The sequence below is a fragment of the Aeromicrobium wangtongii genome (genome assembly GCF_024584515.1).
Classification (GTDB): domain Bacteria; phylum Actinomycetota; class Actinomycetes; order Propionibacteriales; family Nocardioidaceae; genus Aeromicrobium; species Aeromicrobium wangtongii.
This window is the reverse complement of sequence record NZ_CP102173.1, coordinates 3059456-3079184: the sequence shown is the minus strand read 5'-3', so window position 1 is coordinate 3079184 and position 19729 is coordinate 3059456. Positions and strand designations below refer to the sequence as shown.

The following is a 19729-nucleotide window of genomic DNA, read 5'->3' as shown; positions in this document are numbered from 1 at the left end:
TGCCTCAGGGCCCCGTTCCAGCTTCGGCTGGGGCGGGGCCCTTCGGCATGTGAGGGCTCGCGCAGGTGGCGGATCCGATCCTGTGCCCCGACGGCCTAGCCTTGGGGCATGGGCCACGATCACGCGCACGGCACGGGCGTGCAGCACCGAGGGCGACTCACCCTGGTGCTCGCGCTGTCGGTGACGGTCCTGGTGGTCGAGGCCGTCGTGGCCGCCGTGACCGGCAGCCTGGCGCTGCTGGCCGACGCCGGGCACATGCTCGGCGACTCGTTCGGCATCCTGATGGCGCTGGCGGCCATCACGGTGGCCCAGCGCGGGGGAGGGCCGGGCTCCCGGCGCACCTTCGGCTACCACCGCACCGAGATCCTGGCCGCCGGCCTCAACGGCCTGGTGCTGCTCGGCCTGGCGGTGTGGGTGGCGGTGCACGCGATCGGCCGGTTCGGCGACGCCCCCGAGCTCGATGGCGGGTTGATCCTGTTCGCCGGCGCGGTCGGCCTGATCGCGAACGTCATCGGCCTGCTGCTGCTGCGCGACGGCTCCAAGGAGAGCCTGAACGTCCGGGGCGCCTATCTGGAGGTGCTGGGGGACGCGCTGGGCTCCGTTGCGGTGCTGGTCTCGGCCGGCGTGATCCTGGCGACGGACTGGTACGCGGCCGACGCCATCGCCTCCCTGGTCATCGCCGCGATGATCCTGCCGCGGGCGGTGTCGCTGCTCAAGGACGTCGTGGAGGTGCTGATGGAGTCCAGCCCCGGCGACGTCGACCTGGCCGACCTGCGCGCACACCTGATCGGGACGCCGGGCGTGAAGGACGTGCACGACCTGCACGTCTGGACCATCACCTCGGGCATGCCCGTCATGAGCGCCCACGTCGTGGTCGACGATGACATCACCGGCATGGACGAGGCCCACGCCGTGCTCGACCGTCTCCGGGGATGCCTCGACGACCACTTCGACGTCGCGCACTCGACCTTCCAGATCGAGCCGGCCGGCCACCAGGACTCCGAGCCGCACCTGCACCACTGACGACGACGGCCCGCCCCCGCCGTGGCGGGAGCGGGCCGTGGGCGCCGAGCGCAGGGATCACGCCGTGGGCAGGTCCACCGTCCAGATCTTCTCGGGGATCTGCTTGGTGTCGCCGCCACCGATGATCTTGGCCGCGCCCCGCTTGTACTGGAACGTGTACGCATCGGAGCGGGTGTTGATCTGGAAGGCCACCCAGCCCTTGGTCTTCTCACCGGCGCTGGCGGTCTCCCACGGCTGGAAGCCGGCCGCCGTCATGTCGGCGTCGATGATCCCGGTCGTGGTGCCGCCCAGCTCACCGCCGGACTGCAGGGTGAAGCCGCCCTGCACGCCGCCGCTGTACTTGTCGCCGGCCGCGACGTCGAGCTGCACGAGGACCCACTCGCCGCCCCGTTCGGGGATGTTGGTCCTCGACGGCGCCACGAAGTCACGCACCACGCCGGTGATCTTGATCGTGTGGCCGAAGTCGTCGTCGGTGATCGTCTCGTCGGCGGCGATCTGCTTCTGCTCGGCGGCCGCCGGGGTCTCGGACGGCTCAGGCACCGGCGGGGGAGTCGCGGACGTCTCGGACTTCGTCGTGGTGCCGGACGTCGTGCCGTCGCTGTCGTCCGAGCCGCCGCAAGCGGTGACCGACAACAACAGGGCGGCTGCGAGTGACGCAGCCGAGAGGCGATGGGTGGTGCGCATGGAGCTCCTTCGATCGAGCGCACGGGATCCTTCCCCGTGCAGGACGCTCATACTCTGGCAGTGGTGACATGGTGTCGCCACAGCGACACGCGAAGTTCCCACGATCCGGAGCGACACGTCGACCGCACGCGATCACCACCGGAAGGGGCCGATTTGTGTTTACCGCGGCGGGTCTGTCAGAATAGTGCGGTTGCTCCGGCTTGATCGCTGGGGTGTCGAGGTCCGGCCTCTCACGCCGGGAAAGACCGCGGCACCGAACCAGAGATCGAGCTTGTCCCGCTGATGCGGGTCCAACCACCTAACTCGAGAAGTGTGTGACGTATGTGCCCGTCGGGCCGCGACACGCCCGACCTCGGGGGTCGGCGGGAGGGAGGAGCCTTTCTCCCTCGATCCGGGGCGAGACTGCGAAGCGAACGAACGTAAAGGACAAGCGAGAGCATGGCGGGACAAAAAATCCGTATCCGGCTCAAGGCCTACGACCACGAGGTCATTGACTCGTCGGCGCGCAAGATCGTCGACACTGTGACGCGCACGGGCGCCAAGGTCGCAGGACCGGTGCCGCTGCCCACCGAGAAGAACGTGTTCTGCGTGATCCGTTCGCCGCACAAGTACAAGGACAGCCGCGAGCACTTCGAGATGCGCACGCACAAGCGTCTCATCGACATCATTGACCCGACGCCGAAGACGGTCGACTCGCTCATGCGACTCGACCTGCCTGCTGGTGTCGACATCGAGATCAAGCTCTGAGGGGAGTCAGCGACCAATGAGCGACACCAGCACAGCAACCACGCGCGGCCTCCTCGGCCGCAAGCTCGGCATGACCCAGGTATGGGACGCCGACAACAAGGTCATTCCTGTCACCGTCATCGCGGCCGACACCAACGTCGTCACGCAGATCCGTACGCGTGAGACCGACGGCTACTCGGCCGTCCAGATCGGCTTCGGCGAGATCGACGGACGCAAGGTCAACAAGCCCGTCTCCGGTCACTTCGCGAAGGCCGGCGTCACGCCGCGCCGTCACGTCGTCGAGATCCGCACCGAGGCCATCGGCGACTACACCCTGGGCCAGGAGATCTCCCCGGAGATCTTCGCTGCCGGCGACGTCGTCGACGCCACCGCGACCAGCAAGGGCAAGGGCTTCGCGGGCGTCATGAAGCGTCACGGCTTCCACGGCGTCGGCGCCTCGCACGGCGCGCACCGCAACCACCGCAAGCCCGGCTCGATCGGTGGCTGCGCCACCCCGGGTCGCGTCTTCAAGGGTCTGCGCATGGCCGGTCACATGGGTGCCGAGCAGGTCACCACCCAGAACCTCAAGATCCACGCGGTCGACACCGACAAGGGCGTCATCCTCATCAAGGGCGCCGTTCCCGGCCCCAAGGGTGCCCTCGTCGTCATCCGCTCTGCAGTGAAGGGAGCTTGACGATCATGGTCAAGACCATTGATGCGCAGCTGCCCGTCGACATCTTCGACGTCCAGACGAACATCCCGCTGATCCACCAGGTCGTCGTCGCGCAGCTCGCTGCGGCGCGCCAGGGCACGCACAGCACCAAGACGCGCGGGGAGGTGTCCGGCGGTGGCAAGAAGCCCTACCGCCAGAAGGGCACCGGTCGCGCCCGTCAGGGCTCGATCCGCGCACCCCAGTACAACGGTGGTGGAACGGTCCACGGCCCGACGCCGCGCTCGTACGACCAGCGCACGCCCAAGAAGATGAAGGCCGCCGCTCTGCGTGGCGCCCTGTCGGACCGGGCCCGCACGGGTCGCCTGCACATCGTCGAGAGCATCGTGGGCGGCGACGCGCCGTCGACGAAGGGTGCCATCGCCACGCTGCGCGAGCTCACTCCTCGTCCCCGCGTGCTGATCGTCGTCGATCGTGCCGACACCGTCACGGCGCTGAGCCTGCGCAACGTCGACCACACGGTCATCCTGACGTTCGACCAGCTCAACACCTACGACGTCCTGAAGGCCGATGACCTGATCTTCACGCAGGCCGCGTTCGACGCCTTCGTGGCGGCACGCTCGGCCGAGGGCAGCGAGACCGTCGCCCTCAGCGAGCTGGCCACCCAGGTGTCCGACAAGGACAAGGCCCCGGCGCCCAAGAAGGCCGCCAAGAAGGCTCCGGCCAAGAAGGCCGCTGCCGAGAAGGCTCCCGCTGCCGAGGCTCCGGCCGCTGACGCGGGCGAGGGTGCAACGGTTCCGGCCAACGCCACCGCGACCCAGCCGTACGGCCCGGGCTCGAAGGCTCCTCTGAAGAGCGGCAACGCTCCCAAGGGCCACGAGGTCAAGGCCGCCGAGGGTCACTTCTACACCGACGGGGACGCCGGCTACGCCGACGTCGAGCCCGAGGTCTGGTTCGACTCTGCCGAGACGGCTGAGGCTGCCGGCTTCACGAAGGCAGGAGACGCCTCATGAGCACGATCTACAAGGACCACCGCGACGTTCTGCTCGCGCCGGTCGTCAGCGAGAAGAGCTACGGCCTGCTCGACGACAACAAGTACACGTTCGTGGTGCACCCCGACGCCAACAAGACGGAGATCAAGATCGCCGTCGAGAAGATCTTCGGCGTCAAGGTCACCGCGGTCAACACGCTCAACCGCAAGGGCAAGACCCGTCGCACCAAGACGGGTCAGGGCAAGCGCAAGGACACCAAGCGAGCAATCGTGAGTGTCGCCGCCGGTCAGAGCATCGACATCTTCTCGACGCCGAGCGCCTGAGGACTGAGGACATATGGCTATTCGCAAGTACAAGCCGACCACGCCGGGCCGCCGAGGCTCCAGCGTCGCCGACTTCGCCGAGATCACGCGCACCACGCCGGAGAAGTCCCTGGTGCAGCCGCTGCCCAAGAAGGGTGGCCGCAACAACCAGGGCCGGATCACGACGCGTCACCAGGGCGGCGGGCACAAGCGTGCCTACCGCATCATCGACTTCCGTCGCTACGACAAGGACGGCGTGCCGGCCAAGGTCGCTCACATCGAGTACGACCCGAACCGCACCGCTCGCATCGCGCTGCTGCACTACGCCGATGGCGAGAAGCGCTACATCATCGCCCCTGAGGGCCTGAAGCAGGGCATGGCTGTCGAGTCCGGTGTCGGTTCCGACATCAAGGTCGGCAACAACCTGCCCCTGCGCAACATCCCGGTCGGCACCCTGCTGCACAACATCGAGCTCCGCCCCGGTGGCGGCGCGAAGATGGGTCGCTCCGCAGGCGTCAAGGTCCAGCTCGTCGCGAAGGAGGGCGCCAAGGCTCAGCTGCGACTGCCCTCCGGCGAGATGCGCTACGTCGACGTCCGCTGCCGCGCCACGATCGGCGAGGTCGGCAACGCCGAGCAGTCGAACATCAACTGGGGCAAGGCCGGACGCAACCGCTGGAAGGGCAAGCGCCCGACCGTCCGCGGTGTCGCGATGAACCCGGTCGACCACCCGCACGGTGGTGGTGAGGGCAAGACGTCCGGTGGACGTCACCCCGTCTCCCCGTGGGGCAAGCCGGAAGGCCGTACGCGCAAGCGCAAGGCCAGCGACTCCCAGATCGTCCGCCGCCGCAAGTCCGGCCGCTGAGCTTGACGGCTCAGGAACCAGGAGAGAATTGATATGCCACGCAGTTTGAAGAAGGGCCCGTTCGTTGACGGGCACCTCGAGAAGAAGGTCGACGCGCAGAACGCCGCCGACACTCACAACGTGATCAAGACGTGGTCGCGTCGCTCGATGATCCTGCCGTCCTTCATCGGACACACGATCGCCGTGCACGACGGCCGCAAGCACGTGCCCGTGTTCATCACGGACTCCATGGTGGGTCACAAGCTGGGCGAGTTCGCCCCGACCCGCACGTTCCGTGGGCACGAGAAGGACGACCGGAAGGCGAAGAGGCGATGAGTGCAGCTACCCGTGAGAACGTGAGCGCTCGCCGCGAGCGGCTCCTGGGCGATGAGCCCGGCGCCTTCGCCGTCGCGCGTTTCGTGCGCGTCACCGCTCAGAAGTCGCGCCGTGTCGGCGACCTGATCCGCGGCGACTCGGTCGAGAACGCCCTCAACACCCTGCAGTTCGCGCCGCAGGCCGTGGCCGAGGTGTTCTACAAGCTGGTCGACAGCGCAGCGGCGAACGCCGAGACGACCGAGGGTCTGGATCGCTCCAACCTGGTCATCACGACCGTGCTGGTCGACGAGGGTCCGACGATGAAGCGCTGGCGTCCCCGCGCCAAGGGTGCGGCCAACCGCATCCTGAAGCGCAGCAGCCACCTGACCGTGGTCGTGCAGCCCCGTGAGGTCGTCCAGGCCCGGGTCGATGCGGCCAACATCAAGAATTCCAAGAAGAAGGGCGGGGCCCGATAGTGGGACAGAAAATCAACCCGCACGGGTTCCGACTGGGCATCTCGACGGATCACAAGACCCGTTGGTACGCCGACAAGCTCTACAAGAGCTACGTCGGTGAGGACGTCCAGATCCGTCGCATGCTGACCAAGGGCATGGACCGCGCCGGCATCAGCCGCGTGGAGATCGAGCGCACGCGTGACCGCGTCCGTGTCGACATCCACACCGCTCGTCCCGGCATCGTCATCGGTCGCCGTGGCGCCGAGGCCGACCGCATCCGCGGCGAGCTCGAGAAGCTCACGGGCAAGCAGGTGCAGCTGAACATCCTCGAGGTCAAGAACCCCGAGATGGACGCGCAGCTGGTCGCCCAGGGCGTCGCCGAGCAGCTCTCGGGCCGCGTGCAGTTCCGTCGTGCCATGCGCAAGGCGATGCAGTCGACGATGCGTTCGGGTGCCAAGGGCATCCGGATCCAGTGCTCGGGCCGCCTCGGTGGCGCCGAGATGTCGCGTTCGGAGTTCTACCGCGAGGGCCGCGTGCCCCTGCACACGCTCCGTGCCGACGTCGACTACGGCTTCTACGAGGCCAAGACGACCTTCGGCCGCATCGGCGTGAAGGTCTGGATCTACAAGGGCGAGGTTGCGGGCACCCGCGCCGAGCGTGAGGCCGAAGCGGCCAAGCGTGCAGCCGCGCCCGGCAGCAACCGTCGTCCCGCGCGTGGCGGAGCCGGTGGCGCGCGTCGTCCCGAGCGTCCTGCTCGCGACGAGGCCGCTCCCGCGACCGACGCCGCTGCCGCACCGACCGAGGCACCTGCCGAGGCCGTCGCCGCTACTCCTGCAGGGGAGGGTTCCTGATGTTGATGCCCCGAAGGGTCAAGTACCGCAAGCAGCACCACCCCGCTCGTCGCGGCGCCGCCAAGGGCGGCACCGAGCTGGCGTTCGGTGACTACGGCATCCAGTGCGTGACCGCTGCCTACGTGACGAACCGTCAGATCGAGTCCGCTCGTATCGCCATGACGCGTCACATCAAGCGTGGCGGCAAGGTCTGGATCAACATCTACCCGGACCGCCCGCTGACCAAGAAGCCCGCCGAGACCCGCATGGGTTCGGGCAAGGGCTCGCCCGAGTGGTGGGTCGCCAATGTCAAGCCCGGCCGCGTCATGTTCGAGCTGTCCGGTGTCGACGAGAAGACCGCACGCGAGGCCATGCGCCGCGCGATCCACAAGCTGCCCATGAAGGCACGCTTCATCACCCGAGAGACAGGTGAGCTGTGATGGCTGCAGTGACCACCGCCGCAGAGCTGCGCGCCGTGAGCGCCGAGGACCTGGCGCAGAAGCTGGCCGAGTCCAAGGAAGAGCTGTTCAACCTGCGCTTCCAGAACGCCACTGGCCAGCTGGACAACACCGCCCGGCTCCGGGCAGTGCGCAAGGACATCGCCCGCATCTACACCGTCATGCGTGAGCGCGAGCTCGGCATCGTCGAGGACTCTTCAGCTGAGGGGGCGCAGGCATGACCGAGAAGAAGAAGGACGAAGCAGTGACCACCGAACGCACCGCGCGCAAGACCCGTGAGGGTCTTGTCGTCAGCGACAAGATGGACAAGACCGTTGTGGTCAACGTCGAGGACCGTGTCAAGCACGCCCTCTACGGCAAGGTCCTGCGTCGCAACATCAAGCTCAAGGCTCACGACGAGTCCAACGCTGCCGGCATCGGCGACCGGGTCCTGATCATGGAGACCCGTCCGCTCTCGGCGACCAAGCGTTGGCGCATCGTCGAGATCCTCGAGAAGGCCAAGTAGGAGACGACAGATGATTCAGCAGGAGTCTCGACTCAAGGTCGCCGACAACACCGGTGCAAAGGAAATCCTCTGCATCCGTGTCCTCGGTGGTTCAGGCCGTCGCTACGCGGGCATCGGTGACACCATCGTCGCCACCGTCAAGGACGCCATCCCCGGCGGAAACGTCAAGAAGGGTGATGTCGTCAAGGCTGTCGTCGTGCGCACCGTCAAGGAGCGCCGTCGTCCGGATGGCTCGTACATCAAGTTCGACGAGAACGCAGCCGTCATTCTCAAGGCGGACGGAGATCCGCGCGGAACGCGCATCTTCGGCCCCGTCGGCCGTGAGCTTCGCGACAAGAAGTTCATGCGCATCATCTCTCTCGCACCGGAGGTGCTCTGACATGGCCCGCAAAGGCACCGTCAGCATTCGCAAGGGTGACCAGGTCAAGGTCATCGCGGGCAAGGACAAGGGCGTGACCGGTTCGGTCATCGAGGTGCTCGCTGAGCACAACCGCGTCATCGTGGAGGGCGTCAACCGCGTCAAGCGCCACACCAAGCCTTCGCAGGCCGGTGGCGTGGGCTCGGGCGGCATCATCACGAGCGAGGCCCCCATCCACATCTCGAACGTCATGCTGCTCGCCGACAAGGAGCCGACTCGCGTCGGTTACCGTCGCGACGACGTCACCAAGACGCGTCCCGACGGCTCGACCTACTCGGCACAGCGCAGCGTCCGCATCGCCAAGAAGACCGGAAAGGAGATCTGAGCATGGCTGACACGACCACTACGGCGGCTCCCCGCCTGAAGACGCGTTACCGCGAGGAGATCCTCCCCGCGCTGCGTGAGCAGTTCGACTACGACAACGTCATGCAGGTTCCTGCGCTGACCAAGATCGTCGTCAACATGGGCGTCGGCGAGGCAGCCCGCGACGGCAAGCTGATCGAGGGCGCCATCCGCGACCTCACCGCGATCACCGGCCAGAAGCCGCAGGTCACCAAGGCTCGCAAGTCCATCGCCCAGTTCAAGCTGCGTGAGGGCATGCCGATCGGCACGCACGTCACGCTGCGCGGCGACCGCATGTGGGAGTTCCTCGATCGTCTGCTGACGCTCGCGCTGCCCCGCATCCGCGACTTCCGCGGCCTGAGCCCCAAGCAGTTCGACGGACGTGGCAACTACACGTTCGGTCTGACCGAGCAGGTCATGTTCCACGAGATCGACCAGGACAAGATCGACCGTTCGCGCGGCATGGACATCACGGTCGTCACCACGGCTACCAACGACGACGAGGGGCGCGCGCTGCTCAAGCTGCTCGGCTTCCCCTACAAGGAGAACTGACATGGCGAAGACTGGACTCAAGGTCAAGGCCGCCCGCAAGCCCAAGTTCGCGGTCCGCGGTTACACCCGCTGCCAGCGTTGTGGCCGACCCCGCTCGGTCTACAAGAAGTTCGGCCTCTGCCGCATCTGCCTTCGCGAGATGGCACACCGCGGCGAGCTGCCGGGCATCACCAAGAGCTCCTGGTAGTCACAACTTTTCATCACCCCAGCACGTCGTAGGTCCCCTCCCACTCCTTGCGAGGACGAGACGGAAACCGCGGCGAGAAATGGAACACCAGCAATGACAATGACCGATCCGATCGCAGACATGCTCACGCGTGTCCGCAACGGCAATCAGGCGTATCACGACAGCGTGAGCATGCCCTACTCCAAGCTGAAGGCCGGCGTCGCCGAGATCCTGAAGCAGGAGGGCTACATCACGTCGATCGACGTCGCCGAGCCCAAGGAGGGCGAGGTCGGCAAGACGCTGACCATCACCCTCAAGTACGGACCGCACCGCGAGCGTTCGATCGCCGGCATCCGCCGCATCAGCAAGCCGGGCCTTCGCGTGTACGCGAAGTCGACCGGTCTGCCCAAGGTGCTCGGTGGCCTCGGTGTCGCCATCATTTCCACCAGCCAGGGTCTGCTCACGGACCGCCAGGCCAACCAGAAGGGCGTAGGCGGAGAAGTCCTCGCCTACGTCTGGTGAGAGGGGTCTGACACATGTCACGCATTGGCAAGATTCCAGTCACGATTCCCGCGGGCGTCGAGGTCACCATCGACGGCCAGGACGTTCGCGTCAAGGGCCCGAAGGGCGAGCTCAGCCACACCGTCGCGGAGCCCATCACGGTCTCCAAGAGCGACGACGGCACGCTGTCCGTCGAGCGTCCCAACGACGAGCGCAAGAGCAAGGCTCTCCACGGCCTCTCGCGCACCCTGATCAGCAACATGGTCGTCGGTGTCACCGAGGGCTACGAGAAGAAGCTCGAGATCGTCGGCGTCGGCTACCGCGTCGCGGCCAAGGGCCCGACTGACCTCGAGTTCGCGCTCGGGTTCAGCCACCCGGTGCCGATCAAGGCTCCCGAGGGCATCACGTTCACGGTCGAGTCGCCCACCAAGTTCGCCGTCCACGGCATCGACAAGCAGGCCGTCGGTGAGGTCGCAGCGAACATCCGCAAGATCCGCAAGCCCGAGCCCTACAAGGGCAAGGGTGTGCGCTATGCCGGCGAACATGTCCGCCGCAAGGTCGGAAAGGCTGGTAAGTAGCTCATGGCTATCTCGATCAGGCACAACAAGAGCATCAAGGGCCGTACGGCGTCGCGTCTGCGTCGCCAGATCCGTGGTCGCAAGAAGATCCACGGCTCGGCGGAGCGTCCGCGCCTCGTCATCACGCGCTCCAGCAAGCACATGGTCGCTCAGATCGTGGACGACCTGCAGGGGCACACGCTGGCCTCGGCGTCGACCATGGAGGCCGACCTGCGCGGGCTCGACGGTGACAAGACCGCCAAGGCCAAGCGCGTCGGCGAGCTCGTTGCCGACCGCGCCAAGGCCGCTGGTGTCGAGACGGTCGTCTTCGACCGCGCCGGCAACAAGTACGCGGGACGGGTCGCGGCTGTGGCCGACGGCGCTCGCGAGGGCGGACTGGAGTTCTGATGACCATCACCACTGAAATTCACTCAATCGTGAGGAGTGCCGCATGAGCGGGCAGCAGCGCCGCGGAGGCGGAGGCGGACGCGGTCGTGGAAACGATCGCGGCGCCGAGAAGTCGCAGTACATCGAGAAGGTCGTCACGATCAACCGTGTCGCCAAGGTCGTCAAGGGTGGTCGTCGCTTCAGCTTCACCGCCCTGGTGATCGTCGGGGACGGCGATGGTCAGGTCGGCATCGGCTACGGCAAGGCCAAGGAAGTTCCCACGGCCATCGCCAAGGGTGTCGAGGAGGCGAAGAAGTCCTTCTTCCGCGTCCCGCGCATCCAGGGCACGATCCCGCACCCGGTGCAGGGCGAGAAGGCGGCTGGCGTCGTCTTCCTGCGTCCCGCATCGCCCGGTACCGGCGTCATCGCCGGTGGCCCGGTGCGCGCCGTGCTCGAGGCGGCAGGCGTCCACGACGTCCTGTCCAAGTCGCTGGGTTCGTCCAACGCGATCAACATCGTCCACGCGACCGTGGCGGCCCTGCGCCTGCTCGAGTCGCCGGAGGCTGTTGCCCAGCGTCGCGGCCTGCCGGTCGAGCAGGTCGCTCCGGCGGCCCTGCTGCGGGCCGGCCGGGAAGGTATCGCCGAGGCCAAGGCCAAGGCTGACGCCGGGGCAGGTGTCTGATGGCCAAGCTCCAGGTGACCCAGACCAAGTCCGCTATCGGACGCAAGCAGAACCAGCGCGACACGCTGCGCTCACTCGGTCTCAAGCGGATCGGTGACGTCGTCGTCGTCGAGGATCGTCCCGAGATCCGCGGAATGGCCACGTCCATCCCGCACCTCGTGGACGTCGTGGTTCTGACCGATGAAGGGAAGAACTAATCATGGCGCTCAAGCTGCACCACCTGCGCCCCGCGCCCGGAGCCAAGACCGCCAAGACCCGTGTGGGTCGCGGTGAGGGCTCCAAGGGCAAGACGGCCGGACGTGGAACCAAGGGCACCAAGGCCCGTTACCAGGTCTCCGCCGGCTTCGAGGGTGGACAGGTTCCCATCCACATGCGCCTGCCGAAGCTGAAGGGGTTCAAGAACCCGTTCCGCGAGGAGTACCAGGTCGTCAACCTCGATCGCATCGAGGAGCTGTACCCCGAGGGCGGTGACATCGACGTGGCCTCGCTGGTCGCCAACGGTGCCGTCCGCAAGGGCCGTCCCGTGAAGGTGCTCGGACAGGGCGACATCACGGTCAAGGTCCAGGTCACGGCGGACAAGTTCTCCGCCTCGGCCAAGAGCAAGATCGAAGCAGCAGGAGGCAGCGTCACCGTTCTTGGTTGATGCTGTCCCGGGGCAGGACCCACGTCCTGCCCCGGCTGCTTCGGTGGCTGTTAGAGTCACCTAGCGGGCGCAAGCCCGCTTTTGTCCGTCATACCGACGCACGAATTTTTCAGACGCACGTATGTGCATGAGGAGGATCGCGGTGCTCAGCGCCTTCGTCCACGCGTTCCGGACGCCAGACCTTCGGAAGAAGATCCTCTTCGTCCTGTTCATCATCGTGCTGTTCCGCCTCGGCTCCACGATGCCCGCCCCGGGCATCAACGTGGGCAATGTGCGGGACTCCGTCGAGGCCGCCTCGACCGGCGACAACAGCAGCTTGTTCGCCCTCATCAACGTCTTCTCCGGCGGAGCGCTGCTCCAGCTGACGGTCTTCGCGCTGGGCATCATGCCGTACATCACCGCGAGCATCATCCTGCAGCTGCTGGTCGTCGTGATCCCTCGTCTGGAGGCCCTCAAGAAGGAGGGCCAGTCCGGACAGACCAAGATCACCCAGTACACGCGCTACCTCACGCTGGGACTGGCCATCTTGCAAGCCACGGGCATCGTGGCGCTGGCCCGCAGTGGCAACCTGTTCGGCGGCTCCGAGACAGGGCCGCTGCTGTATCACCCGGACAGCATCTGGTCGTTCCTGCTGATCGTCCTGACGATGGTCGCCGGCACGGCGGTCATCATGTGGCTCGGTGAGCTCATCACCGACCGCGGCGTCGGCAACGGCATGTCGATCCTGATCTTCACGCAGGTCGTGGCGACCTTCCCGGGCGCGATGTGGCTGATCAAGCAGCAGAAGGGCTGGCCCACGTTCATCGCGGTCATCGCCATCGGCCTGGTCATCGTGGCGGCCGTGATCTTCATCGAGCAGGCGCAGCGACGCATCCCGGTGCAGTACGCGAAGCGGATGGTCGGTCGCCGGATGTTCGGCGGGTCCTCGACCTACATCCCGCTCAAGGTCAACCAGGCCGGCATCATCCCGGTCATCTTCGCCTCGAGCCTGATGTACCTGCCGGCCCTGATGGCGCAGTTCAACTCCGGCGCGTCCTGGGCGACGTGGATCAACGACAACTTCGTCAAGGGCGATCACCCGATCTACATGATCACCTTCTTCCTGCTGATCGTGTTCTTCACGTACTTCTACGTGTCGATCACCTTCAACCCCGAAGAGGTCGCCGACAACATGAAGAAGTACGGCGGCTTCATCCCGGGCATCCGAGCGGGTCGGCCGACGCAGGACTACCTCGCGTACGTCCTGAGCCGCATCACCGCCCCGGGCGCCCTCTACCTGGGTCTGATCGCGCTGATCCCGATGATCGCGATCGCGTTGATCGGCGCCAGTCAGAACTTCCCGTTCGGCGGCACGACCCTGCTCATCATCGTCGGCGTGGGTCTCGACACCGTCAAGCAGATCGAGAGCCAGCTGCAGCAGCGCAACTACGAAGGGTTCTTGAAGTAATGCGACTCCTCATCATGGGCCCGCCCGGTGCGGGCAAGGGAACCCAGGCCGTCGCGCTGGCCCAGCGCATCGGTGGGGCGCACATCTCGACCGGCGACATCTTCCGTGCCAACGTTCGCGACCAGACCGAGCTGGGTCAGATCGCGCAGCGGTACATGGACGCGGGGGAGTACGTTCCCGACGAGGTGACCAATGCGATGGTCAAGGACCGTCTTGCGCAGGACGACGCCCGGGAGTCCTTCCTGCTGGACGGCTACCCGCGCACGGTCGACCAGGTCCACAAGCTCGACCAGATCCTGGACGAGCTGGGCAACGGGCTGGACGGTGTCATCGAGCTCGTCGTTGATCCCGAGGAGCTGATCCAGCGGTTGCTGAAGCGTGCCGAGACCAGCGGGCGCGCCGATGACACCGAGGACGTCATCCGGCACCGCCAGGAGGTCTACACGGCCGAGACGGCGCCGTTGCTGGAGATCTACGGATCACGCGGCCTGCTGATCCAGGTCGACGGCGTCGGCGACGTCGACGAGGTCACCCGCCGCATCGACGCGGCGCTCCCCTCGAGCTGAGCCCCATGTTCGACCGCGGCATCCAGATCAAGACACCCGAGCAGATCGCCACGATGCGGTCGGCGGGTCTGGTCGTGGGCCGCACGCTGGAGCTGCTGACCGCCGAGGTCCGGGCCGGCATGACGACCTCCGACCTGGACACGATCGCCCGCGACGCGATCGCGTCGGCGGGCGCGACGTCCAACTTCCTGGGCTACCACGGCTTCCCGGGGGTCATCTGCACCTCGGTCAACGACGAGGTCGTTCACGGCATCCCCGGCGACCGCGTCCTGCGCGACGGCGACATCGTGTCGATCGACTGCGGGGCGGTCGTCGACGGCTGGCACGGCGACGCGGCGGTGACGGTCGCGATCGGCGAGGTGCCCGACGAGGTCACCGCCCTGCTGCGCGCCACCGAGGACGCGATGTGGCGTGGCATCGCCGCAGCCACCATCGGCGGCCGGGTCGGCGACATCAGCCACGCCGTCGAGACCGCGATCGTCAGCGCCGGCGACTACGGGATCGTCGAGGGGTACACGGGCCACGGGATCGGCACGGAGATGCACCAGGCGCCGGACGTCCCCAACTACGGCAAGCCGCGCCGCGGCCCCAAGCTGGTGAAGGGCCTTGCGCTGGCGGTGGAGCCCATGGTGACCCTGGGCACGCACCAGACCCGCACACTCGCCGACGACTGGACGGTCGTGACGACCGACGGGTCGTGGGCCGCGCACTTCGAGAACACGTTCACGCTGACCGACACCGGCGCCTGGGTGCTCACCGCACTGGACGGCGGCCGCGAGCGTCTGGCTGCGCTCGGCGTGCCCTATGGGGGAGACTGATCCACATGGTCCGCACCGCCGTGGTCGCCGCACTCCTGGTGCTGACCGCGTGCGGCTCGCAGTCCGATGGACCCGCTCGCGACGGTGCCGGTGAAGCCGTCAAGGGGCTGCTGGGCGCGCTCGACGCCGGGAGCTGCGCGCAGGTGAAGAAGATCGTGGTGACGCCCGATGCGATCGACTGCGAGCAGATCCAGGACCTCGCCGGCTCGTACTCCGACGACGGGGTCGACCTGGATCGCATCACCGTGAAACAGGGCGCCACCGTCGACGGCAGCACCACTGTGACGGTCGACCTCGGCACCGATGAGGCCGACGAGCAGTGGCAGGCCGAGCAGGTGGACGGATCCTGGCGGGTCCTGTTCGACTCGCCGGAGTGAGATCGGGTGCGGCTCAGCGCACCCGGACGGTCTTGTTCTTGGTGGCTGACGCGACGGCGCTGGTGGCACGGAACGTCATGACGTAGCGCTGCGTCCCGGCGGGCTGACGGGTCAGGGCGAACACCGCGCGCCCCTTCACGATCTTGACGGTCCTGGAGCGTCCATTGGCGTCCCGCACCGCGAGGGTGCCGGTGATGGGGGAGGCCCCCTTCGCGCTGACCTTGACCGTGAACGACACCTTGCCCTTGCCCGCGGCCTTGGCCGTCACGGAGACCTTGGCAGCCGAACGGATCCGCGAGGTCGTCCCCGTGGTGAGGGTGCGCGCGGAGTACCCGGTCGCCTTGTGGACGACGCGTGCCGACAGCCGGTGCCCCAGATCGTTCGAGGAGACCTTCCGGGTGCGGCCCGTGGCTCCGGAGAGCACCTTTCCGTCCCGCAGCCACTGGTACCGGACCGACGCGTTCGTGGGCGAGGACGTGCCCGGTGTGATGGTCAGGACCGAGCCGACACTGGCCGAGCCGGAGATAGCCGGCGCCGAGACGGTGATGTGCCCGGCCGTCAGGGCAGGTGTGTCGGCCGAGGTCGCCGACTGGGAGGTGTAGCCCGGCCGGCGGGCGGTGACGCGCACGCGGATCGTCGCGCCACGCTCGCGGTGCGACGGCACGAACGTCTGGCCCGTGGCGCCGGCGATCACCCGTCCGTCGGCGTACCACTGGAAGTCGGCGGTGACCGCGGGTGACCAGGTGCCGGGGTTCGCGCTGAGCCGAGAGCCCACGCGGGGGGTGCCGGAGACGCTGGGAGCGGTGCGGCGGGTCAGCGTCCCGGGGACGACCGCGGAGGTCGCGTTGCGCACGGTGAGCGGTGAGTAGCCTGCGCGGCTGGCCGTGACCTCGACCGCGACCGGCCGGTCGATGTCGACCGAGCGCGCGGTGTACGTCGACCCGGTGGCGCCCTTGATCGGGGTCTCGCCGGAGAACCACTGGTACGAGACCGTCGCGTCCTTGCGTGACCAGGTCCCGGCCGTGGTCGTCAGACGGGCACCCACTTGCGCGGTGCCGCTCAGGACGGGGCGTGCCGAGACGGTCATGGTCCCTGGCGCCACCGTGGCGGGCGCGGAGCTGGCGCCGACGGCGGGATATCCGCCGTGGGCCGCGGTGACCAGGACCGTGAGGGTCCGGCCGAGCAGGGACGACGTGGGGGTGAAGGTCTTGGCGGTCGCCCCGCTGATCGGGGCGCCGTCGGCCAACCACTGGTACGTGTAGCTGGTGGGGCTGGGGCTCCAGCTGCCGACGGAGGCCTTGATGGACGTGCCGACCCGGGTCGAGCCGACGATGGCCGGCGCGGAGGAGTTGACCAGGGACGGTGTCGTGAAGTGGATGAAGCCGTCGGGCCACCCGCTGCCGGACTTGGTGATCTTGCGCCAGTCGAAGGCGCCGCTCCAGTTGGACTCGGAGACCCAGATCTCGGTGGAGGACACCACCTTCTCGATGTATGCGACGTGGTTGCCGGTCCGGCCCCACCACGCGATCGCGCCGACGGCCGGGGTCGAGTTGGTGACCGAGGCCATCGCGGTGCCCCAGTCGCGGGCGTTGCCGACACCCGAGGCCGGACGCTTGTTGGGCAGGCCGTTGGTCGTGATCAACCGGTACGCCGCGTAGTTGGTGCAGTTGGTCCCCGTGTACATGGCCCAGTAGCTGGTGCCCTGCTTCGCCGAGTAGCCCGCATTGGAGTAGCCCGCCTTGGTGCAGGCGGTGTACCCGGTGCACAGGACGGTCGATGCCGCCTGCGCAGGCGACACCGGCACCAGGAGGGCGGCGAAAAATAGCACGACAAGTGCGATCCGGGTCTGCGACACGCCGACACTCTAACGTGACAGATGGGGTTTGTGGGACAGAAAATATCTGCTGGGACCGGCAGCCGGGGGATCGCAGGGCTTATCGGTGCATCTCCATCGTGCAGCACTTCACGCTGCCGCCCGCCTTCAGGAACTCGTCCAGCACGACAGGTACCGGGGTGTAGCCGCGCCGGCGCAGTGATGCGGCCAACGAGGTGGCGGCGGCAGGCAGGACGACGTGGTGGCCGTCGCTGACCGCGTTGAGGCCCAGGACGCGGGCGTCCTCCTCGTCGCAGAGCAGCGCGTCCGGGAACAGGTCGCGCAGCGTGCGCCGGCTGTGCCGGCTGAACGCCCCCGGGAAGTAGGCGATGTCCGCCGGTGCCGTGCCGTTGCCGTCGTCGAGCACCGCGATCGCGACGTCCAGGTGGTAGAACCGCGGGTCGACCAGCTCGAGCGAGACAACGGGACGATCCAGCGCCTCGGCGAGCTCGATGTGCGCCTCCAGGGAGGTGCGGAAGCCGGTGCCGGCCAGGATCATCGACCCGAGCGCCAGGAAGTCGCCCTCACCCTCATTGGTGCGGCGCGGCTCGTGGACCCGGTAGCCCTGGGCGGACAGCCAGGCCGCATAGGCGCCGCCTTCCGCAGCCCGCTCGGGGAACCGGAACATGGCGCCGTAGGCGCGCCCGCCGATCACCAGGGCGCCATTGGCCGCGAACACCATGTCGGGCTGGCCCGGCAGCGGGTCGATCAGGTCGACGCGGTGTCCCAGGCGCAGGTAGGTGTCGCGCAGCACCTCCCACTGCTGTCGCGCGCGGTCGACGTCGACGAGGTTGGCGACGTCCATCCACGGATTGATCGCGTAGGCCACCTCGAAGTGGGCCGGCGGGCACATCAGGTAGTGGCGGTCCCGCGGGGTGCGGGCGATGCCGGTGGGCAAACGGGCGTGGGTGTCGACGACTGTCACGAGGGGCCTCCGGGGTGGCGCGGGCCACGACGCCCCGCAATCAATCCATGCTAGAGGCCGCGTAGGCGAACGAACGAAGCCGATAGTGAGCGTATACGACGCGATTTCTTGCAGAGATCGACATAACGCGGTGAATTCTTGCAAGACTGGGACGATGGACGACCTGGACCGCGACCTCATCGACTGCCTCCTCGAGGACGGTCGGGCGAGCTACGCCGCGATCGGACAGCGCATCGGCCTGTCCGCACCCGCGGTCAAGCGGCGGATGGATCGGCTCGTCGACGACGGCGTGATCGCCGGGTTCACCGCCGTGCTCGACCCGCACCTCATCGGCTGGACGACCGAGGCGTACGTCGAGGTGCACTGCAAGGGGACCATCTCGCCCGACGAGCTGCGGGCCGCCTTCGGGCGGGTGCCGGAGGTGCACGCCGCCGCGACCGTGTCCGGCCAGGCCGATGCGATCTTGCACATCGTGGCCAAGGACGTGCGTGACCTGGAGCGGGCGCTCGAGCGGATCCGGGTCGAGACGGAGACCGTGGACCACACCGAGACGGCCATCGTCCTGTCCCGGCTGATCGATCGCCACGGACCCCGGGAGGGGCGGATTTGAGTCTGCCGCCCGTGTCAGCGTAGAATTGGGAGTCGGCCAACTCGGTCCGTGCTCCCATGCTCGTGATCCCGCTCTCGCGGTGTCACAGGGGTGCGTTCCGGCCGAAGTGGAAGCTCGTGCAACCAAAGAAGAGGTTATGGCGAAAAAAGAAGGCGTCATCGAAATGGAAGGTGCCGTTGTCGAGGCACTGCCCAACGCGATGTTCCGTGTGGAGCTGGCCAACGGTCACAAGGTTCTCGCGCACATCAGCGGAAAGATGCGTCAGCACTACATCCGCATCCTCCCCGAGGACCGGGTCGTGGTGGAGCTGTCGCCGTATGACCTCTCCCGAGGCCGCATCGTCTACCGCTACAAGTAATCCGCAACTCAAGATCCGTCACGTTCAGATCCCAAAGAGAGACTCTCGATGAAGGTCAACCCGAGCGTGAAGAAGATCTGTGACAAGTGCAAGGTGATTCGTCGCCACGGCCGTGTCATGGTCATCTGCGAAAACCCCCGCCACAAGCAGCGCCAGGGTTAAGCAGCCTTCTTCACATCAGCAGTACTGCAACATCTGATCGCTCCCGCCACAGCTAGTCGTGGCGGGTCACCCCCGGAAGCGTAGGCCGGGGCCCGGCTCCAGATCCAAGATCTGGGAGGCAGCTGGGACGCATCAGGTGACCACACCTCGCTCAACGGAAGGAAATGCCTACATGGCACGCCTCGTAGGAGTTGATCTCCCGCGCGAAAAGCGCATCGAGATCGGACTCACATATGTATTCGGGATCGGCCGCACCCGTGCCGCCGAGACCCTCGCAGCGACGGGCATCAGCCCGGACAAGCGAGTTCACGAGCTCACCGATGACGACCTCGTGGCGCTCCGCGATCACATCGAAGCGAACTACCAGACCGAGGGCGACCTGCGTCGTACGGTCACGGCAGACATTCGCCGCAAGATGGAGATCGGCAGCTACCAGGGCCGTCGTCACCGCGCGCACCTGCCCGTTCGCGGCCAGCGCACCAAGACCAACGCGCGTACCCGCAAGGGCCCCAAGCGCACCGTTGCCGGAAAGAAGAAGTGATAG

33 protein-coding genes are annotated in these 19729 nt (G+C 67.2%); 30 read left to right on the top strand and 3 right to left on the bottom strand.

Annotated elements, in window-relative coordinates; all coding sequences use genetic code 11:
- Positions 1-108 precede the first annotated feature (108 nt).
- On the top strand, positions 109-1023 hold the full coding sequence (locus NQV15_RS15140; protein ID WP_232400700.1) for a cation diffusion facilitator family transporter: 915 nt from the start codon (positions 109-111) through the stop codon (positions 1021-1023).
- Between the two features lie 57 nt (positions 1024-1080).
- On the opposite strand, the gene NQV15_RS15135 is transcribed toward NQV15_RS15140, so the two are convergent.
- Complete coding sequence (locus NQV15_RS15135) at positions 1081-1707, bottom strand: hypothetical protein (RefSeq protein ID WP_232400702.1); 627 nt, start codon at positions 1705-1707, stop codon at positions 1081-1083.
- A gap of 438 nt (positions 1708-2145) precedes the next feature.
- Here NQV15_RS15135 and rpsJ point away from each other — a divergent pair, with 438 nt between their 5' ends.
- From rpsJ to NQV15_RS15010, 25 genes are all read left to right on the top strand, one after another.
- Positions 2146-2454, top strand: coding sequence for a 30S ribosomal protein S10 (gene rpsJ, locus NQV15_RS15130; protein WP_012923688.1), 309 nt, complete (start codon positions 2146-2148; stop codon positions 2452-2454).
- Positions 2455-2470: 16 nt separating this feature from the next.
- Positions 2471-3127, top strand: coding sequence for a 50S ribosomal protein L3 (gene rplC / locus NQV15_RS15125; RefSeq protein ID WP_232400704.1), 657 nt, complete (start codon positions 2471-2473; stop codon positions 3125-3127).
- Between the two features lie 5 nt (positions 3128-3132).
- The gene (gene rplD, locus NQV15_RS18135) at positions 3133-4116 is read left to right on the top strand and encodes a 50S ribosomal protein L4, sunset domain variant (protein ID WP_306459349.1); all 984 of its coding nucleotides are present in this window, start codon (positions 3133-3135) and stop codon (positions 4114-4116) included.
- On the top strand, positions 4113-4418 hold the full coding sequence (rplW, locus tag NQV15_RS15115) for a 50S ribosomal protein L23 (RefSeq protein WP_232400707.1): 306 nt from the start codon (positions 4113-4115) through the stop codon (positions 4416-4418). Before rplD ends, rplW begins: the two co-directional genes overlap by 4 nt.
- 13 nt (positions 4419-4431) lie before the next feature.
- On the top strand, positions 4432-5259 hold the full coding sequence (gene rplB, locus NQV15_RS15110) for a 50S ribosomal protein L2 (RefSeq protein WP_232400709.1): 828 nt from the start codon (positions 4432-4434) through the stop codon (positions 5257-5259).
- 33 nt (positions 5260-5292) lie between these two features.
- Complete coding sequence (gene rpsS, locus NQV15_RS15105) at positions 5293-5574, top strand: 30S ribosomal protein S19 (protein ID WP_232400711.1); 282 nt, start codon at positions 5293-5295, stop codon at positions 5572-5574.
- A 20-nt stretch (positions 5575-5594) separates the two neighbouring features.
- Positions 5595-6029 (top strand): 50S ribosomal protein L22, encoded by a 435-nt coding sequence (rplV, locus tag NQV15_RS15100; RefSeq protein ID WP_372490382.1) that lies wholly within the window; start codon positions 5595-5597, stop codon positions 6027-6029.
- The gene (gene rpsC / locus NQV15_RS15095) at positions 6029-6859 is read left to right on the top strand and encodes a 30S ribosomal protein S3 (RefSeq protein ID WP_232400726.1); all 831 of its coding nucleotides are present in this window, start codon (positions 6029-6031) and stop codon (positions 6857-6859) included. Before rplV ends, rpsC begins: the two co-directional genes overlap by 1 nt.
- The gene (rplP, locus tag NQV15_RS15090) at positions 6859-7278 is read left to right on the top strand and encodes a 50S ribosomal protein L16 (RefSeq protein WP_108579714.1); all 420 of its coding nucleotides are present in this window, start codon (positions 6859-6861) and stop codon (positions 7276-7278) included. The genes rpsC and rplP overlap by 1 nt, the downstream gene beginning before the upstream one ends.
- Positions 7278-7517: a 50S ribosomal protein L29 gene (gene rpmC / locus NQV15_RS15085; protein ID WP_232400728.1), complete on the top strand. Its 240-nt coding sequence runs from the start codon at positions 7278-7280 to the stop codon at positions 7515-7517. Before rplP ends, rpmC begins: the two co-directional genes overlap by 1 nt.
- Positions 7514-7801: a 30S ribosomal protein S17 gene (gene rpsQ, locus NQV15_RS15080; RefSeq protein ID WP_232400739.1), complete on the top strand. Its 288-nt coding sequence runs from the start codon at positions 7514-7516 to the stop codon at positions 7799-7801. Before rpmC ends, rpsQ begins: the two co-directional genes overlap by 4 nt.
- Positions 7802-7811: 10 nt before the next feature.
- Entirely contained in the window at positions 7812-8180 is a 369-nt protein-coding gene (gene rplN, locus NQV15_RS15075) for a 50S ribosomal protein L14 (protein ID WP_056209423.1), read from the top strand.
- A 1-nt stretch (position 8181) separates the two neighbouring features.
- The gene (gene rplX, locus NQV15_RS15070; RefSeq protein WP_232400740.1) at positions 8182-8544 is read left to right on the top strand and encodes a 50S ribosomal protein L24; all 363 of its coding nucleotides are present in this window, start codon (positions 8182-8184) and stop codon (positions 8542-8544) included.
- 2 nt (positions 8545-8546) lie between these two features.
- Positions 8547-9113 (top strand): 50S ribosomal protein L5, encoded by a 567-nt coding sequence (gene rplE, locus NQV15_RS15065; protein WP_232400742.1) that lies wholly within the window; start codon positions 8547-8549, stop codon positions 9111-9113.
- A gap of 1 nt (position 9114) precedes the next feature.
- Positions 9115-9300: a type Z 30S ribosomal protein S14 gene (locus tag NQV15_RS15060; protein WP_056209415.1), complete on the top strand. Its 186-nt coding sequence runs from the start codon at positions 9115-9117 to the stop codon at positions 9298-9300.
- 93 nt (positions 9301-9393) lie between these two features.
- Positions 9394-9801, top strand: coding sequence for a 30S ribosomal protein S8 (gene rpsH / locus NQV15_RS15055; RefSeq protein ID WP_108579704.1), 408 nt, complete (start codon positions 9394-9396; stop codon positions 9799-9801).
- 14 nt (positions 9802-9815) lie between these two features.
- Positions 9816-10358, top strand: coding sequence for a 50S ribosomal protein L6 (rplF, locus tag NQV15_RS15050; protein ID WP_232400746.1), 543 nt, complete (start codon positions 9816-9818; stop codon positions 10356-10358).
- Positions 10359-10361: 3 nt separating this feature from the next.
- On the top strand, positions 10362-10745 hold the full coding sequence (rplR, locus tag NQV15_RS15045; RefSeq protein ID WP_232400748.1) for a 50S ribosomal protein L18: 384 nt from the start codon (positions 10362-10364) through the stop codon (positions 10743-10745).
- 43 nt (positions 10746-10788) lie between these two features.
- Positions 10789-11406, top strand: a complete 618-nt coding sequence (rpsE, locus tag NQV15_RS15040) for a 30S ribosomal protein S5 (RefSeq protein WP_232400750.1) — start codon at positions 10789-10791, stop codon at positions 11404-11406.
- Positions 11406-11603, top strand: a complete 198-nt coding sequence (gene rpmD / locus NQV15_RS15035) for a 50S ribosomal protein L30 (protein ID WP_232400761.1) — start codon at positions 11406-11408, stop codon at positions 11601-11603. Before rpsE ends, rpmD begins: the two co-directional genes overlap by 1 nt.
- A 2-nt stretch (positions 11604-11605) precedes the next feature.
- Positions 11606-12049 carry a 50S ribosomal protein L15 gene (rplO, locus tag NQV15_RS15030; RefSeq protein WP_232400763.1) on the top strand — a complete coding sequence of 148 codons (444 nt, stop codon included), beginning with the start codon at positions 11606-11608 and terminating at the stop codon, positions 12047-12049.
- A gap of 142 nt (positions 12050-12191) precedes the next feature.
- Positions 12192-13496 (top strand): preprotein translocase subunit SecY, encoded by a 1305-nt coding sequence (gene secY, locus NQV15_RS15025; RefSeq protein WP_232402062.1) that lies wholly within the window; start codon positions 12192-12194, stop codon positions 13494-13496.
- Positions 13496-14062 carry an adenylate kinase gene (locus tag NQV15_RS15020; RefSeq protein WP_232400765.1) on the top strand — a complete coding sequence of 189 codons (567 nt, stop codon included), beginning with the start codon at positions 13496-13498 and terminating at the stop codon, positions 14060-14062. Before secY ends, NQV15_RS15020 begins: the two co-directional genes overlap by 1 nt.
- A 5-nt stretch (positions 14063-14067) precedes the next feature.
- Entirely contained in the window at positions 14068-14880 is an 813-nt protein-coding gene (gene map / locus NQV15_RS15015; protein WP_232400777.1) for a type I methionyl aminopeptidase, read from the top strand.
- 5 nt (positions 14881-14885) lie between these two features.
- Complete coding sequence (locus NQV15_RS15010; protein ID WP_232400779.1) at positions 14886-15257, top strand: hypothetical protein; 372 nt, start codon at positions 14886-14888, stop codon at positions 15255-15257.
- A gap of 13 nt (positions 15258-15270) precedes the next feature.
- Here the strand turns inward: NQV15_RS15010 and NQV15_RS15005 are convergent, their stop codons facing one another.
- Positions 15271-17112, bottom strand: a complete 1842-nt coding sequence (locus NQV15_RS15005) for a CHAP domain-containing protein (RefSeq protein WP_232400789.1) — start codon at positions 17110-17112, stop codon at positions 15271-15273.
- Positions 17113-17191: 79 nt separating this feature from the next.
- Positions 17192-18055 carry a dimethylargininase gene (gene ddaH / locus NQV15_RS15000; RefSeq protein ID WP_232400791.1) on the bottom strand — a complete coding sequence of 288 codons (864 nt, stop codon included), beginning with the start codon at positions 18053-18055 and terminating at the stop codon, positions 17192-17194.
- A 154-nt stretch (positions 18056-18209) separates the two neighbouring features.
- On the opposite strand from ddaH, the gene NQV15_RS14995 reads away from it, so the two are divergent.
- The 4 genes from NQV15_RS14995 to rpsM all read left to right on the top strand — a co-directional run bounded on the left by NQV15_RS14995 (position 18210) and on the right by rpsM (position 19726).
- Complete coding sequence (locus NQV15_RS14995) at positions 18210-18665, top strand: Lrp/AsnC family transcriptional regulator (RefSeq protein ID WP_232400793.1); 456 nt, start codon at positions 18210-18212, stop codon at positions 18663-18665.
- Between the two features lie 136 nt (positions 18666-18801).
- Entirely contained in the window at positions 18802-19023 is a 222-nt protein-coding gene (gene infA / locus NQV15_RS14990) for a translation initiation factor IF-1 (RefSeq protein ID WP_007078610.1), read from the top strand.
- A gap of 48 nt (positions 19024-19071) precedes the next feature.
- Positions 19072-19185, top strand: a complete 114-nt coding sequence (rpmJ, locus tag NQV15_RS14985) for a 50S ribosomal protein L36 (RefSeq protein WP_008361054.1) — start codon at positions 19072-19074, stop codon at positions 19183-19185.
- 172 nt (positions 19186-19357) lie between these two features.
- Complete coding sequence (gene rpsM, locus NQV15_RS14980; protein ID WP_232400803.1) at positions 19358-19726, top strand: 30S ribosomal protein S13; 369 nt, start codon at positions 19358-19360, stop codon at positions 19724-19726.
- Positions 19727-19729: the final 3 nt, after the last annotated feature.

Bases quoted from the DNA above. Each gene is read 5' to 3' on its own strand.
- rplD (WP_306459349.1), top strand. From the start codon at position 3,133: ATGGTCAAGACCATTGATGCGCAGCTGCCCGTCGACATCTTCGACGTC.
- rplC (WP_232400704.1), top strand. From the start codon at position 2,471: ATGAGCGACACCAGCACAGCAACCACGCGCGGCCTCCTCGGCCGCAAG.
- NQV15_RS15020 (WP_232400765.1), top strand. From the start codon at position 13,496: ATGCGACTCCTCATCATGGGCCCGCCCGGTGCGGGCAAGGGAACCCAG.
- rpsM (WP_232400803.1), top strand. From the start codon at position 19,358: ATGGCACGCCTCGTAGGAGTTGATCTCCCGCGCGAAAAGCGCATCGAG.
- rpsE (WP_232400750.1), top strand. From the start codon at position 10,789: ATGAGCGGGCAGCAGCGCCGCGGAGGCGGAGGCGGACGCGGTCGTGGA.
- map (WP_232400777.1), top strand. From the start codon at position 14,068: ATGTTCGACCGCGGCATCCAGATCAAGACACCCGAGCAGATCGCCACG.
- NQV15_RS15060 (WP_056209415.1), top strand. From the start codon at position 9,115: ATGGCGAAGACTGGACTCAAGGTCAAGGCCGCCCGCAAGCCCAAGTTC.
- rpmJ (WP_008361054.1), top strand. From the start codon at position 19,072: ATGAAGGTCAACCCGAGCGTGAAGAAGATCTGTGACAAGTGCAAGGTG.
- rpsJ (WP_012923688.1), top strand. From the start codon at position 2,146: ATGGCGGGACAAAAAATCCGTATCCGGCTCAAGGCCTACGACCACGAG.
- rplW (WP_232400707.1), top strand. From the start codon at position 4,113: ATGAGCACGATCTACAAGGACCACCGCGACGTTCTGCTCGCGCCGGTC.
- rpsH (WP_108579704.1), top strand. From the start codon at position 9,394: ATGACAATGACCGATCCGATCGCAGACATGCTCACGCGTGTCCGCAAC.
- rplB (WP_232400709.1), top strand. From the start codon at position 4,432: ATGGCTATTCGCAAGTACAAGCCGACCACGCCGGGCCGCCGAGGCTCC.
- rpmC (WP_232400728.1), top strand. From the start codon at position 7,278: ATGGCTGCAGTGACCACCGCCGCAGAGCTGCGCGCCGTGAGCGCCGAG.
- NQV15_RS15010 (WP_232400779.1), top strand. From the start codon at position 14,886: ATGGTCCGCACCGCCGTGGTCGCCGCACTCCTGGTGCTGACCGCGTGC.
- rplO (WP_232400763.1), top strand. From the start codon at position 11,606: ATGGCGCTCAAGCTGCACCACCTGCGCCCCGCGCCCGGAGCCAAGACC.
- rpsS (WP_232400711.1), top strand. From the start codon at position 5,293: ATGCCACGCAGTTTGAAGAAGGGCCCGTTCGTTGACGGGCACCTCGAG.
- NQV15_RS14995 (WP_232400793.1), top strand. From the start codon at position 18,210: ATGGACGACCTGGACCGCGACCTCATCGACTGCCTCCTCGAGGACGGT.
- rpmD (WP_232400761.1), top strand. From the start codon at position 11,406: ATGGCCAAGCTCCAGGTGACCCAGACCAAGTCCGCTATCGGACGCAAG.
- infA (WP_007078610.1), top strand. From the start codon at position 18,802: ATGGCGAAAAAAGAAGGCGTCATCGAAATGGAAGGTGCCGTTGTCGAG.
- NQV15_RS15140 (WP_232400700.1), top strand. From the start codon at position 109: ATGGGCCACGATCACGCGCACGGCACGGGCGTGCAGCACCGAGGGCGA.
- rplF (WP_232400746.1), top strand. From the start codon at position 9,816: ATGTCACGCATTGGCAAGATTCCAGTCACGATTCCCGCGGGCGTCGAG.
- rplR (WP_232400748.1), top strand. From the start codon at position 10,362: ATGGCTATCTCGATCAGGCACAACAAGAGCATCAAGGGCCGTACGGCG.
- rpsQ (WP_232400739.1), top strand. From the start codon at position 7,514: ATGACCGAGAAGAAGAAGGACGAAGCAGTGACCACCGAACGCACCGCG.
- rplX (WP_232400740.1), top strand. From the start codon at position 8,182: ATGGCCCGCAAAGGCACCGTCAGCATTCGCAAGGGTGACCAGGTCAAG.
- rplE (WP_232400742.1), top strand. From the start codon at position 8,547: ATGGCTGACACGACCACTACGGCGGCTCCCCGCCTGAAGACGCGTTAC.
- rplP (WP_108579714.1), top strand. From the start codon at position 6,859: ATGTTGATGCCCCGAAGGGTCAAGTACCGCAAGCAGCACCACCCCGCT.
- rplN (WP_056209423.1), top strand. From the start codon at position 7,812: ATGATTCAGCAGGAGTCTCGACTCAAGGTCGCCGACAACACCGGTGCA.
- NQV15_RS15135 (WP_232400702.1), bottom strand. From the start codon at position 1,707: ATGCGCACCACCCATCGCCTCTCGGCTGCGTCACTCGCAGCCGCCCTG.